General features: G+C 35.4%; 12 protein-coding genes, 1 tRNA gene, 1 rRNA gene and 2 pseudogenes. 11 read left to right on the top strand and 5 right to left on the bottom strand.

Annotated features, from left to right (window positions below):
* Positions 1 to 24: 24 nt before the first annotated feature.
* From R0F62_RS01345 to hemF, 4 genes are all read right to left on the bottom strand, one after another.
* Positions 25 to 96 (bottom strand) — tRNA-Glu (locus R0F62_RS01345).
* Between the two features lie 68 nt (positions 97 to 164).
* Positions 165 to 527: a hypothetical protein gene (locus R0F62_RS01340; RefSeq protein WP_223823129.1), complete on the bottom strand. Its 363-nt coding sequence runs from the start codon at positions 525 to 527 to the stop codon at positions 165 to 167.
* Positions 528 to 577: 50 nt separating this feature from the next.
* Complete coding sequence (locus R0F62_RS01335; RefSeq protein WP_274979052.1) at positions 578 to 1,375, bottom strand: hypothetical protein; 798 nt, start codon at positions 1,373 to 1,375, stop codon at positions 578 to 580.
* Between the two features lie 81 nt (positions 1,376 to 1,456).
* The gene (gene hemF, locus R0F62_RS01330) at positions 1,457 to 2,281 is read right to left on the bottom strand and encodes an oxygen-dependent coproporphyrinogen oxidase (RefSeq protein WP_022626154.1); all 825 of its coding nucleotides are present in this window, start codon (positions 2,279 to 2,281) and stop codon (positions 1,457 to 1,459) included.
* Positions 2,282 to 2,441: 160 nt separating this feature from the next.
* Between hemF and R0F62_RS01325 the strand changes: the two genes are divergently transcribed.
* The 4 genes and pseudogenes from R0F62_RS01325 to R0F62_RS06720 form a co-directional block, all read left to right on the top strand.
* Entirely contained in the window at positions 2,442 to 4,922 is a 2,481-nt protein-coding gene (locus R0F62_RS01325) for an ATP-binding protein (RefSeq protein WP_274979053.1), read from the top strand.
* 90 nt (positions 4,923 to 5,012) lie between these two features.
* Positions 5,013 to 5,855, top strand: coding sequence for a ParA family protein (locus R0F62_RS01320; RefSeq protein WP_006280226.1), 843 nt, complete (start codon positions 5,013 to 5,015; stop codon positions 5,853 to 5,855).
* Positions 5,852 to 6,703, top strand: a complete 852-nt coding sequence (locus tag R0F62_RS01315; RefSeq protein WP_006279814.1) for a ParB/RepB/Spo0J family partition protein — start codon at positions 5,852 to 5,854, stop codon at positions 6,701 to 6,703. Before R0F62_RS01320 ends, R0F62_RS01315 begins: the two co-directional genes overlap by 4 nt.
* Before the next feature lie 235 nt (positions 6,704 to 6,938).
* Positions 6,939 to 7,022: pseudogene (locus R0F62_RS06720) on the top strand (WPE palindromic element domain-containing protein); the annotation flags it as partial.
* A gap of 560 nt (positions 7,023 to 7,582) precedes the next feature.
* Here the strand turns inward: R0F62_RS06720 and R0F62_RS01305 are convergent.
* Positions 7,583 to 8,197, bottom strand: a complete 615-nt coding sequence (locus R0F62_RS01305) for a hypothetical protein (RefSeq protein ID WP_010963111.1) — start codon at positions 8,195 to 8,197, stop codon at positions 7,583 to 7,585.
* 153 nt (positions 8,198 to 8,350) lie between these two features.
* Here R0F62_RS01305 and R0F62_RS01300 point away from each other — a divergent pair.
* From R0F62_RS01300 to R0F62_RS01270, 7 genes and pseudogenes are all read left to right on the top strand, one after another.
* Positions 8,351 to 9,857: ribosomal RNA gene (locus tag R0F62_RS01300) — 16S ribosomal RNA — on the top strand.
* Between the two features lie 100 nt (positions 9,858 to 9,957).
* Positions 9,958 to 10,335 (top strand): succinate dehydrogenase, cytochrome b556 subunit, encoded by a 378-nt coding sequence (sdhC, locus tag R0F62_RS01295; protein WP_010963112.1) that lies wholly within the window; start codon positions 9,958 to 9,960, stop codon positions 10,333 to 10,335.
* Complete coding sequence (gene sdhD / locus R0F62_RS01290; RefSeq protein WP_010963113.1) at positions 10,332 to 10,688, top strand: succinate dehydrogenase, hydrophobic membrane anchor protein; 357 nt, start codon at positions 10,332 to 10,334, stop codon at positions 10,686 to 10,688. The genes sdhC and sdhD overlap by 4 nt, the downstream gene beginning before the upstream one ends.
* 84 nt (positions 10,689 to 10,772) lie before the next feature.
* The gene (locus tag R0F62_RS01285; protein WP_010082038.1) at positions 10,773 to 12,011 is read left to right on the top strand and encodes a hypothetical protein; all 1,239 of its coding nucleotides are present in this window, start codon (positions 10,773 to 10,775) and stop codon (positions 12,009 to 12,011) included.
* Positions 12,012 to 12,123: 112 nt separating this feature from the next.
* Positions 12,124 to 12,675 (top strand): annotated as a pseudogene (locus tag R0F62_RS01280) (sugar phosphate nucleotidyltransferase); the annotation flags it as partial.
* Positions 12,676 to 12,732: 57 nt separating this feature from the next.
* Positions 12,733 to 13,565, top strand: a protein-coding gene (locus tag R0F62_RS01275; RefSeq protein ID WP_317051390.1) for an IS5-like element ISWpi1 family transposase whose coding sequence is annotated in 2 segments (ribosomal slippage) — positions 12,733 to 13,102 and positions 13,102 to 13,565 — 834 coding nt in all. Because the reading frame shifts where the segments join, the coding sequence is not laid out codon by codon here.
* 150 nt (positions 13,566 to 13,715) lie between these two features.
* Entirely contained in the window at positions 13,716 to 14,072 is a 357-nt protein-coding gene (locus tag R0F62_RS01270) for a hypothetical protein (RefSeq protein WP_274978985.1), read from the top strand.
* Positions 14,073 to 14,254 lie beyond the last annotated feature (182 nt).

Here is a 14,254-nt window from a genome sequence, read left to right as displayed (position 1 = left end):
AACTTTAATTATATTCTACTTGAGTGACTCTTACGGGATTTGAACCCGTGTTACCACCGTGAAAGGGTGGTGTCCTAACCACTAGACGAAAGAGTCAACTTGAATCTAACTAGGTTATATCGATTACATATATAAAGTCAATTCAATTATTTTGAATCACATAGTTAGAGGGATATATCAGTAATCTTATATCGACAGCCTCCTATTACTCCATGCTCAATACTCACTGAACCTATCTCAGATTTAGGAGCTAATTCTAATTGTTGTTCAACTTTTGTATCGGAATCATAGCCAGAATCGTAGCCAGAATCTCTACGCTCATATTTCTGCCTTATTTCTTCTACACTAAAGCCAGCCTTGGTCTTAATTTTTTGATCATTAGTCTGTTGCTGACTTATCGACTTATTAGCACTTAGCTCATTTAGCTTCACTTGCCAATCATTCACTTTATCTTGCACTAACCCATGGCAAGTTCCAGAATTAGCTTTTATGTCTTTTGCTTTTCTTTCTGCTCTTTTCTTGGACAAATCTACCCTAGCATAAATAGGTTCTGACGACTGTTCTGGCTCTTTCTATTTTAGGCTAGTAGGCTTTTTTGTTCTGAAAGATCATCTATAGTGCAATAAATAGGTTCTTCTGATATACTCAAATAACCACTATCTTCCAATGATAAATTTTCAGTGGATTTTTTATGTGAATCATATATTTCAGCATAAATAGATTCTTCTGATACACTCAAATAACCATTCTCCCCTAATGAGTTACTAACCTTAGCATCATACACCTCAGCGTAAATTGGCTCTTTTGAAGGCAAAGCATCATAATTAGTGCTCTTTGGCTTATACTCAAAAGTTCTAGAAGGTTTTTGAGGTGGTATTACATTGTTGTTCACCTCAGCGTACATAGTTATTGGCTCATATTCAGAGGTTCTAGGAGGTTTTTGTTGTATAGCTTCAACATTCAAATCATCTGTAGAATAATACTCTGCGCCTTTTCCTAGTAAAAAGGAAACTGTGGGGTGAAGAATTATCTCTGCTGGTAAGTTTTTCTCACTATCCAATTTTAGATTTTTTGATTCTGCTAAACTCTCAATAACACGAATTATAACATTCTTTCCATTCTCATCTATTGAGTGGATATCAGCTCCACGATTAATCAGCAATTCCATTATTTTGTGATCTGTAGCATGTCCTAAACCCTGATTTAAAGCTTGATTATTATTTATATCAAATGATCCTGTATTCTTGAGAGACATAGTCTTTGAAAAGAATTTTCTAAAACTATTTAATGCATCATAGAGAATTAGAGTCAGTTTAACACCTTTTATGTCATTGTTTTTGACAGATTTAATTAAAAAATTATCTATTATGCCCATGATTATACCCCCTATATAAAAGCTCACTACCATGGTACAATTTTAAACTATGATGATTTATTTTCTACTAATAGCAGCTCTCTATAACCACTTAACAAGTGGTGGCATTGACATCATAATTGCATCTGGATTGCCGTCAGTCATTAAACCAAACCTTGTGCCACGATCGTATAACAGATTGAATTCTACATATCTGCCACGTTTTATTAATTGATTTTCTCGTTGTTCTTTTGTCCAAGATTTTTGTATATGTTTACGTATGATGTGCAAATAAATTTCCAAAAAGGCTTCACCTACTGCTTTTGTGAACTCAAAATCGTTTTCCCAGTTGCTAGAACTCAGATTATCATAGAAAATGCCACCAATACCACGCGGCTCTTTTCTGTGTTGTAAGAAAAAATAGTTGTCACATTGCTCTTTAAATTTTGGATAATATCCGGTGTCAAATCTATCACATGTCATTTTGATTGATTCATGAATATACTTGCAATCTTCTTCATTTTTATATATTGGCGTAAAATCCATTCCTCCACCAAACCATTGTTTTGAAGTATATATCAGCCTTGTGTTCATATGTGCTGCAGGGATAAGGGGCGATTGCATATGAGACACTAAAGATATACCGCTTGCCCAGAACTCTCCGTTACTTTCACTTGCACCAGGAATTTCATTAATGGCTGAATCTGCAAATTTTCCGTGTACTTTTGAAACGTTTACTCCAACTTTTTCAAAAACATTACCAAAAATAATTGTAGATTCACCACCTCCACCACCTGGGCGATCCCACTTTCTCTTTTCGATTTTTGGCTCTGCGGATGATTGTTTTTCAATTAATAAGAAAGATTCTATAATCTTATCTCTTAGTGCACAGAACCATTTAAATGCTTGTGTTTTTTGTTTTTCCATAATATCCTCTTGCTAGCTTATTAACATTGTTATATCTGATATTTAAGGAACTTAATTAGATTTGGATGATAATTATCTATCAAAGACGTTAATAAATCTATAATAATTAAATCAATATAATAGAACATTTTCGTATGTACAACAATGCCAAGTAACAATAATGAATAAAAGATACATAGATAACAAAAAAGAGAACAGGGTTGACTTCATACTAAGAAATTATGGAATGTCAATTGTTGTGATGGCAGTTATTATTCTCTTACCTCCAGTAGCAATATCGATACTCTACTTTTTTGATATATATAGTCAGCATATTAATATAGAGATTAATTTATTAGTTAGCATTCTAACAACTCTCTTTATGATGTATAATGTAAAACGCTACAGATACCTACTTAATACTATAGAATTTCAAAATGCAATATTTGCAAATGCACTAAATCATAATACAGAATTTTGCCTTATTTTACATAAAGATGAAGGTATTATTTATGCTGATGCAAGGTTCTACGAAAGGTTTAAAGATCATATAGATGATGACATTACGTTAGACAAGATTCTTGAAATAGGAGATGTTTCAGAAGCAGACAAAAAAGTACTCTATCATGCACTAAAAAATAACTCTTCTGTACAGGTATGCATTTCCTTAAACAAGAAGAATAGAGTATCTAACTTTCTTTTGCTCTTTGAGCCGATACCAGATAATCCCCAAATTGCTATAAATCGTAATAAGATTTTAAATTTATCATTAGTGCCAATAGCAAGGCCAGATGGGTATTTTGTATTAAAAGCAACACAGATAAACAAGGAGCAGATATATGAAGAGTTAATAGAAAAACACAGCATAGGAACTTACATTGCAAATGCCAAAGGGGTGATTTTATCTGTAAATAAAAGATTTTTAGACATATTTGAACTAAAAAAACTGGAAAAAGGTAGCTCAATCAGTGATTTTATATCTCAATCTAAATATAACAATACAACAACCGATAATGAAATTTTGTTTTTTACTATAAGTGGTATTCCATTCAAGGCTTATATGAGCACTGCTATATTTTGTGATAAATACAACCATAGCTATATATATGGCTTTATAACACCAACCGAATCAAATATTGTTGATTATCAATTACACCCTTGTTTTGCAAATTCATCAATTGCTATTGCACAATGTGACATAAACGGCAACTTTGTAAAGAAAAATACGGCACTAATAAAGCTTGCAGGGTCAGATAATAATTCAATCTTTACGTTGATATTGGATAGTTATCATGTGAAAATACGTGAATATTTTTCGAGTAATAGAATAAATAATGCGTCTTTTGATGTACAGCTCAACGGCGGTAATAACATAAAAATATATTTCAATAAGTTTCTTCATAATAAAATGATCTTCATACTTTGTTATTTTATTGACAATACTGAACACAAAAACCTAGAGATAAAGCTTGAGCATTATCAAAAGATGCAAGCTATAGGGCAGTTAGCAGGTGGTATTGCGCATGATTTCAACAATATATTGACTGGGATAATAGGATTTTGCGATTTGCTTTTACTCCAACACTCAGCTGGTGACCCATCTTTTGGAGATATAATACAGATACAGCAAAATGCAAAGCGTGGATCAAATTTAGTAAGACAATTGCTTGCTTTCTCAAGAAGACAGACCTTGCAGCCAAAAATTATTGATGTAAATAATACTATAGCTAATCTTTATGAAATGATAAAAAGATTAATAGGTGAAAATATAAAATTTAATATTTATTATGGTAGAGACTTGGGTGCTGTTAGGGCTGATCAAGGGCAATTAGAGCAAGTTATACTTAACTTAGCAGTCAATGCTAGTGCTGCTATGGAAAAGGGCGGAGAATTAACTATACGAACCTTTAATCAAAAGATTGACTCATTAAATTCTACACCTCAGGATATGTTTTCTCCAGACAAGGAAGCGATTGAACATGGAAATTATGTTGTGATTGAAGTAATTGATACTGGATGTGGAATGACGAGTGATACAACTGAAAAGATCTTTGATCCATTTTTTTCTACCAAAGATATTACCTCTGGTACAGGTCTTGGCCTCTCTACTGTATATGGCATTATTAAACAAACTGAAGGATACATCTATGTTGCTAGCAAAGTAAATCATGGAACTAAATTTAGCATATTTTTGCCCATGGTTTACATATCAGATGAAAATGATAGAGAGGAAGATAGTGAAGAAACAGAAAAACCGGTAGTAAGTGAAACTAAAGGTAATGGTATAATTTTATTAATCGAAGATGAAGATTCAGTAAGGGAATTCATCTCTAAAGCACTCAAAAGAAAAGGATTTGATGTAATAGAAGCAAGCATAGGCAGCGAGGCGCCAGAAATAATCAGTAAAAAAAGTCAACATATAGATCTTATAATCACTGATGTAATCATGCCAGAGGTGAGCGGCCCAGAAATAGTTAAAGAAGCATTGATCCATAGGCCAAATATCAACGTTATTTTTATTTCTGGGTATGCAGAAGATGCTTTTTTAAAGAGTGATGACATCAATATAGAAGATTTTCACTTTTTGCCAAAACCATTCACTCTGAATGAATTAGGAAACAAGGTTCAAAGTGTGTTACACAAAGCAAAAAAGACAGTCTAATTTTAGTGTGGTTAGCAACAAAAAAATTTTCTAATGCAAAAGTTTCTTGCATATATACAATAGAATTATTTTATACATAAGATAAAAGGCGTGAGCAAGATTATTGCAATAGTAAATCAAAAGGGTGGAGTTGGCAAAACCACAACTAGTATAAATTTGTCGACAGCCTTTGCTGCTGTGGGAAAAAGCACTTTATTGGTAGATCTTGATCCTCAAGGAAATGCTAGCACCGGACTCGGGATTTCTTATCGTAGTAGGGAAGAAAAAAACATATACAAAATACTACTAAGCAGCGAAAATAAATTGATAGAATCGGCAATTTTCAATATAAAGGAAATTCCGAATTTATCGCTAATTTCGTCAGTAGTTGATTTGTCAGCTGCAGAAATTGAATTATCGCAACTTGAGCGAGGAAAATTCGTACTAAAAAGCGCATTGGAGAAGATACGCGATAATTATGAGTATATAATCATCGATTGCCCTCCATCACTTGGGCTTCTGACCATAAATGCTTTGACTGCTGCTAATTCTATTATTGTTCCTCTTCAGTGTGAATTTTTTGCTCTGGAAGGATTAAGCCATTTAGTTAAAACTGTGGAGCTAATAAAAAGGAATAACCTAAACCCTTTTTTGGCAATAGAAGGGATAGTGTTAACAATGTATGACAGGCGCAACAAACTCAGTGAACAGATTAAAAACGATATTTGCCAGTATTTAAATGATAAAGTATACAAAACTATCATCCCATTGTATGAGACTGTTATTCCACGTAACGTACGGTTATCAGAAGCGCCTTCTCATGGAAAACCCGCTATTGTGTATGATCTTAAGTGTCCTGGTGCACAAGCATATATAAGTTTGGCAAGGGAAATTTTAAAAAAGCACGCGAGCAGTTGTAAGGAGAAGAAACTAGTAAGCGAGGGCGTAGTATGAAGGATGATAGACGCCTCGGCAGAGGTCTTGCCGGCCTCATAGGCGATAATTATGATAATAAAGAAGATCGACAAGAGCATTTGCCTATTTCATTACTGCACCCAAGCAAATTTCAACCGAGGAAACATTTTGACGAGGAGTCATTAAGAGAACTTGCAAATTCGATAAAGAAAAGTGGCATTATACAGCCTATCGTGGTACGCAAAGATTCAAATGATGATGGTTATGAAATAATAGCTGGAGAACGTCGTTGGCGAGCAAGCAAGATTGCAAATCTTGATAGTGCACCGGTTATCATAAAAGATCTGAGCGACAAGGAATGCTTGGAAGTATCCATTATTGAAAACATACAAAGGCAAGATATTAATCCAATAGAGGAAGGTGAAGCTTACAGAAAACTGATAGATGAGTTTTTCTATACACATGAGGAATTAGCTTCAGCTATAGGCAAAAGCCGCAGCCACATAACCAATATGATTCGGATGTTGTTGCTCCCTGATAGGGTGAAAACAATGATCAATGAGAAAAAATTGTCTATGGGTCATGCAAGAGCGTTGATTAATGTTGAAAATGCGGAAAGTATTGCAGAAAAAATAGTTTCTCAGGGCTTAAGCGTTAGACAAACTGAAAAACTGATAAAGGACCTACATCAAAACAACAATCAAAAAGAGCAGAGATATACTAGAAATCAAGATATGACAGTAATAGAAGGCGCTATATCTTCTCAACTTGGTTTAAAGATCAAAATTAATGACAACAATTCTAAGGGTAAAGTTATGATACGGTATGATAATCCAAATGAATTGGATTTGATATTGAAAATTTTGAATAGGAAACTTGAGGCATAGCTAGTAGTTGGCTAGCAAAGCAACAAACCAATATCAACTGTTGGTGTCATGAAAGTAGCTGACACTGGAATCCAGGAATTTTATTAAGTTGGTAAGCATAAAAGTATAACTTCTACGTCATACCGCCGCGGTATCCGCTAACAAGCAGCGGGATGACGATTGTCAGGGTAGCTGTCATCCCAGTGCCCTGACTACTTGGATCCAGGAAAAAGAATGGTGTCATCCAAGTGGCTGACACTGGGATCCAGAAGACTTAATTTCAACCAAGTGGCTGCATAATAAAGGCTGGATTCCAGTGTCACGCACTGGGATGACACCCTAGTAGAAATCGTTTTTGTAATTGCAACATTCGTGCAATCTTTAGCCATAAATATTAAGAAATTTACCAAATGAAAAAAAAGGCAAAAGAAGCCCTGGGGTTATTATCCGCTTTAAAATATTGGCGTTTTTTATGTTTTAAACGCTTGAAAAGCAAGATTAAGCTGCTTTTAATTGCAACTAACTTACGCTGCAAATGTTTAAGAAGTTTACTAAGCAGAAAAAAAGACAAAGAACCCCCGAGTTAGCTAGTCTTTTACTATCTCTGTCGAGTATTGGCATTTTTTGATGTCTTGTAACGCTTTATAAGCGCGTTCAGCTTATTTAGATAAAAATCTAGATGTAGATGAAGTTTTGTCAAGACATACAGTATCTATATACTGCAAAAAATTGAACATAAGACGCCGATACATTAAGTAATCCTTACCTTTTAATCTGCAGATTGGCGAAAGCAAATACAATAGCTTCACTATCATGATAAGGGCGCTGGCGAAGGGTGTCAAGTAAGTTTTTTCGTTTCATCCGATGCGCTGCCAAAAGCTATGCAAAAAGTCCAATGAGTTAACTCCCATATATCCTGAGTAATTCTTGTGCATTAGCTTTGATTAGGATAGGGCATTTTCTATCATTTAATAGGGAACGCAATATTTCAGTTGCACCTTTAATGTCGTTATTATGTATCTTTACTACAGCGATAGCTTCTTGGCTTGAATAAGGATACACTGTGCTTGATTCTAAATTATCAATTTTGTCTTTATTTATTTTTTCACCGTTGGAGTGAAGTAAGCTCATTACTTCTAAATATTGTGCTAACTCACGCAAAACATTAGGAGCATCTTTATCATCTGCCAAATCATTATAAATAGATGCTGTGTCTGTTGGCATTGAATCTGAGATATGATTGAATGCGCGTTCAAAATTTGCTAAATACTCCCAATTTGAATCTATTTCTTCTAGCAGCGGCTTATTATCTTTTTTTAAGAATAATACTTCGTAAAACTTGTCACCTGCAGTTATAGATTGTTTTGTGTTATCAATGTTGCGCAATAAGTATAATGTGATGCCAACTAACATTGGCGCGAGTGCAAGCAGAAAGATGTATTTTTTCATGGTAATATTCTGAATAGTTATATATTTATACATTAATGCTTTTGATTTGCAAAAACATATTGACATAGTGATTATATCACATAATAATATTCTTAAAGTTGTTTGAATAGTTGGAGATTAAAATATTTCTAAAGTAGAAATAAAGACAGCAGTATTAAGCTAAATTATTTTTTGTCGGATTTATCCGATGTACCCTCAACCTTTTATAGGTTGAAGTCTAAATTTGAGAGTTTGATCCTAGCTCAGAATGAACGCTGGCGGCAGGCCTAACACATGCAAGTCGAACGGAGTTATATTGTAGCTTGCTATGGTATAACTTAGTGGCAGACGGGTGAGTAATGTATAGGAATCTACCTAGTAGTACGGAATAATTGTTGGAAACGGCAACTAATACCGTATACGCCCTACGGGGGAAAAATTTATTGCTATTAGATGAGCCTATATTAGATTAGCTAGTTGGTGGAGTAAAGGCCTACCAAGGCAATGATCTATAGCTGATCTGAGAGGATGATCAGCCACACTGGGACTGAGATACGGCCCAGACTCCTACGGGAGGCAGCAGTGGGGAATATTGGACAATGGGGGAAACCCTGATCCAGCAATGCCGCGTGAGTGAAGAAGGCCTTTGGGTTGTAAAGCTCTTTTAGTGAGGAAGATAATGACGGTACCCGCAGAAGAAGCCCCGGCTAACTCCGTGCCAGCAGCCGCGGTAATACGGAGGGGGCTAGCGTTATTCGGAATTACTGGGCGTAAAGGGCGCGTAGGCGGATTAGTAAGTTAAAAGTGAAATCCCAAGGCTCAACCTTGGAATTGCTTTTAAAACTGCTAATCTAGAGATTGAAAGAGGGTTGTGGAATTCTCAGTGTAGAGGTGAAATTCGTAGATATTGGGAGGAACACCAGTGGCGAAGGCGGCTATCTGGTTCATAACTGACGCTGAGGCGCGAAAGCGTGGGGAGCAAACAGGATTAGATACCCTGGTAGTCCACGCTGTAAACGATGAGTGCTAGATGTTGGGTAAGTTTTACTTTCAGTGTCGCAGCTAACGCGTTAAGCACTCCGCCTGGGGAGTACGGCCGCAAGGTTGAAACTCAAAGGAATTGACGGGGACCCGCACAAGCGGTGGAGCATGTGGTTTAATTCGATGCAACGCGAAGAACCTTACCACTCCTTGACATGGAAATTATACCTATTCGAAGGGATAGGGTCGGTTCGGCCGGGTTTCACACAGGTGCTGCATGGCTGTCGTCAGCTCGTGTCGTGAGATGTTGGGTTAAGTCCCGCAACGAGCGCAACCCTTATCTTTAGTTGCCAGCATGTTAAGTTGGGCACTCTAATGAGACTGCCGGTGACAAACCGGAGGAAGGTGGGGATGACGTCAAGTCCTCATGCCCCTTATGACCTGGGCTACACACGTGCTACAATGGACGGTACAACGAGTTGCGAAACCGCGAGGTCAAGCTAATCTCTTAAAGCCGTTCTCAGTTCGGATTGCAGGCTGCAACTCGCCTGCATGAAGTTGGAATCGCTAGTAATCGTGGATCAGCATGCCACGGTGAATACGTTCCCGGGTCTTGTACACACCGCCCGTCACACCATGGGAATTGGTTTCACTCGAAGCTAACGACCTAACCGCAAGGAGGGAGTTATTTAAAGTGGGATCGGTGACTGGGGTGAAGTCGTAACAAGGTAGCAGTAGGGGAATCTGCAGCTGGATTACCTCCTTAGGCTTTGCACATAATTTACCATTTTTAATGATGGTGTTGTTATGTGCTATACTGCTGTCTTTACTTCTACTTTATTTTAATTTCCCGATAACGGAATTTTATGAGTGATAGACCTCTTTCTCCACATTTACAAATATATAAAGTACAAGTTACTAGTTTTTTCTCTATTATGCATAGATTGACTGGTATCTTGCTATTCCTTTTATTAATGATACTTTCTTGGTATTTCATATTACATGTTTACTTTCCTGAGTTACTTATAGTAAGGTACTTAAATGCATTATTATTCACTCCTGTTGCTAAATTAGCTTATGTCTTATGTTTTATAAGTTTTGTATATCATTTTCTTAATGGTATTCGTCATTTATTGTGGGATGTTGGGCTTAATTTAGAAATTACTGGCGTTTCAAGGAGTGCTATACTGCTGACAGTAACGCTACTTCTTTCTACTATGGCTTTTTTATTTATGTTTATATGAGTCAGTCTGGAAATTCAGTACATCATTGGTGGGTTCAGCGTGTTTCTGCGGTAATTTTACTGTTCCTGTTTCCTTGGTTTATCTATTCATTTTCTTGCACATTTTATACTGATAGCTCTTTGTCTTTTAGTGAAAAATTTATTAATCACCCTCTAGAGCTTTTATTTTTTGTTGTATTGTTGTTTTGCATTTTTTGGCACGCAGTTCTTGGAATGCAGGTAGTATGCGAAGATTATATACACAGCGTACCTTTGAGGATTTTTACAATTACATGCATAAAGTACTTATCAAGCATTACTTATATAACCCTCGCTTTTACAATCTTTATCTTCTACAGGCATATTTTCTTGTAAAATCACCGGTGCTGTGTTAATATATTATTAGTGTACTAGTTTTATTATTGAACTATAGCATTATAGCGATTTTGGTTTGACAATATGTTTGAAGCATTAAAAAAGGGAGCAATAGATCTTACACTTAAAGCAAAAGGTCTGCTTACTTCACCTGAATCTCAAGTTTACGTCGAAGACCTTAGAAAGGTAATGATGTATGATGGAAGGAAATGCCAGTATCCAAAAAATTATGATCAAATTGTACAGTCTGCTAAAATCATAGAAAACAGGGATATGCATGGAAATGCTATACTAGATAAAGATAAAAATCCAACCTATAAACTTTTGTATGGTCAAAAAGATGAGAATGGAGAACAACCAAGTTTCAGATTATCTTTAGTTACCAAAGATAAAGATAATGATAGATCTTATTTTACTATCAATTATATAGACAATCAGGGTAAGCAAATTCCGATAAATGAGTTGCATAAGTCATATTTTGAGCCATTAGGCTTTTCGAGAATGGATTTGAAAAAACACGTGCCAATTTTTGAAGCTGAAAAAACTAAGGATCCTCAATATCCATTTGAATTAACTAATTCTTCTGTGCTAACTAAAGAGGTAAAAAATAAAGAAGGTAAAGTTCAGGAAGTTGTTGATGAAAAAGGAAGAAATGGAGAATTATTATACACTAGTGATTACAAGAAGCTAAGCACCCATTTTTCAGAAATTAGAGATCAGAATGGTAATCTAGAGCTAGATAAAAGTCTTATATCTGTTCCTATCGTTTTTGCTACAAGTTTAGCTAAAGTTTGTACTAAATTGTTGACTTCTCTTCCTATAAAGTTAGGGGAGCATTTAATAAGCGAACAAAACCCAATTGCAAAGTCTTTTGGTTATCTTTTATTTACTCCTGCAATGGCAGTAAAAAATTTAGTGGATATGGGAGCTACCATACTTAAGGCTCCAATTTTATTGTTTGTAGCAAATGAGAAAAAATATGGTGATGCTTACTACACCATGTGGAAACACCAACTGAAAGGATGTTTGGAAGAAGCAAAAAGTGACTTTAATGTTATTAAAGGTGAAGAAAGGCTAAAGCCGGATCATGGGAATCGTGATTCACTAGTGGGCACATGGGATGAGCTTAACGCTAGAAGGCCAAAGAAACAAGGGGATGATAAAGAAGTTAGCAAGAGTAATGAAATACTAAAGAGTCCTGAGGAAGAACAAAATAAGGGTAATGAAATATTAAGTGATAAAAGAAAAGGTCATGTTGAGGAATTACAAAATAGAAGAAATTCACAGCAAGGGCAAGGCGCTACACATGATCACTCTCATTAGCAATTACTTTAAATCAACATTTACTTTCTTTATTAACTATTCCACAACAAAAACTTGCATGTATTTTGCCCTCAGTATAAGATATTAATTATTTAATTAATATCTTAACTAAATGCGCCCTGTAATATTGTGTGGTGGTAGTGGTAGCAGACTTTGGCCTTTATCTAAGCCAAAGCAATTTCAGAAAATATTTAGTCAGAACACTATGTTTCACAACACTTTGTTGAGGCTAAAAAGCGATTATATGCCGCCCATAATTGCTACAAATATACAGTACGAGTCATTAGTGATGGAGGAATTGCATGTACTGCAAGAATATAAAGTGATTTTCGAACCAGTGAAAATTGGAACAGCAGCGGCAATATTAATTGCTGCACTTCTCTGCAATGAAAACGAGACAATGTTAATTCTGCCTTCAGACCATTTTATAGGTGATTTGAATAGTTTTTATGCTTCTGCTCAAAAAGCGTCTAAGTTAGCCTCTGAAACTAACTCTATAGTCACTTTTGGGGTTAAGCCTCATGAATTCAATTCTGAATACGGCTATATAAATGCAGTATATGATCAGAAAGAAAAATGTCATATAGTGAAAGATTTTACAGAAAAGCCCGAGTGTAAGTTAAGTAACGATCATTATTGGAACTCTGGAATATTTGTGTTTAGAGGTTGTCCGGAAACAAGTAAAAGGCTATAATATCTGAAATTTTAGTACGGGGTAAAGATGAGAAAAAAGTATCCAACAGATCTAAGCGAAAGGGAATGGGCAAGAATAGAAAAACACTTCAGAGTATCATACAAGAAAGGAGGAAGGCCGCCAAAGTATAGCAAAAGAGAAATATTAGAAGCAATTTTCTATGTATTGCGTACAGGGTGTCAATGGTGGTATTTACCAAATGATTTTCCGCTATGGAAGACTGTGTATGAGCAGTTCAGGCAATGGAAGAAGCAGGGAATTTTTGAGAAAATGAATTATGAAATTACAAAATATAGTAGAAGAAAAATAGGAAGGAATGAGCAGCCGAGTGCCTGTATAGTAGATAGTCAATCTGTAAAGACTACAGAAAAGGGGGGATCAAAGGCTATGATGGAAGTAAAAAAGTAAAGGGTAGAAAAAGGCATATAATTACAGACACTCAGGGTTTTATACTAGGTTGTTACGTAGGCGCTGCTAACGAAAATGATAGAGATGGTATGAAAATAGCATTAAACAATATGAGAACAAAATATACTAAAGTTAAAAAAATGTGGGCTGACATGGGATACCAAGGAAGAAATTTAAAGAATCACATAAAGGAAGAATATGACATAGATATTGAAATTGTTAAAAGGCCTCCATGTAGATTTTGGGTGCACAAAGATACGCCACCTGAGCTACTACCAACAAGAGAACAAGGGTTTAAAGTACAGCCAAGAAGATGGGTTGTAGAAAGGACTTTTGCTTGGGTTAATAGGAATAGAAGGCTATCGAAGGAGTATGATTTACTCACAACATCCGCTGAGAATTTCATATACCTAGCTATGAGTAGGGTTATGTTAAAGAGGGAATATGCTTGAATTTACTAGTTTCCGGACAACCTCTAAGAAGTTAGACAAAAACCAAAAGTAGTAGGAACTGTTCCTAAATCAACTAAAGATAAACCTGAATTACCACTAAAACTTAAAAAGTTAGGTCATACTGATCAAAAATCAAGCACAAAGCTAGAAATGGTAGTATCTTCTATGGAAAAAGAAATTAATTATAATATCGATATTAAAGTACAAGAGATAAGAAAAAAATTCAAACAAAATCAAGCAAAAGAAAGTCCTAATGCGCAAACTATTGAAAGCAGGACCCCTCCTGTTGCACAAGTGAATATAGATGTGGAGAAAAAAACTAGGCCATCACCAAAAGTTGCTTCCCAATCTCGCTTATTTCCAATGAGGGATGAAATATCTCAGATGAATCCCTTATCAGCAAAATCTGATCCGAGACCTCATGTTAGCAAAAATGCTCTTCTCACAGATGTAAATGTAAAGCAACTAGTTGTACAATTTGAAAATTATGGAAGGAAAGAATTATAACTTATTGAATAAACCCAATAATATTCTTGATTTTTTCTATGTTATAAAAGCACAAGCTCTCCACTTGAAATAGTTGAATTTCAGATAGGAGAGCATTTATCTGATAATGATATAGTGAGGTTGGATGATGTATATGGAAGATTTTGAAATTCTAATGTTAAAGATACTCTATAAGTCTGCTA

Origin of the sequence: Wolbachia endosymbiont of Drosophila aff. chauvacae BK-2020 (genome assembly GCF_032848195.1) — a bacterium.
GTDB lineage: Bacteria > Pseudomonadota > Alphaproteobacteria > Rickettsiales > Anaplasmataceae > Wolbachia > Wolbachia pipientis.
This window is presented reverse-complemented; position numbering and strand designations above follow the sequence as displayed.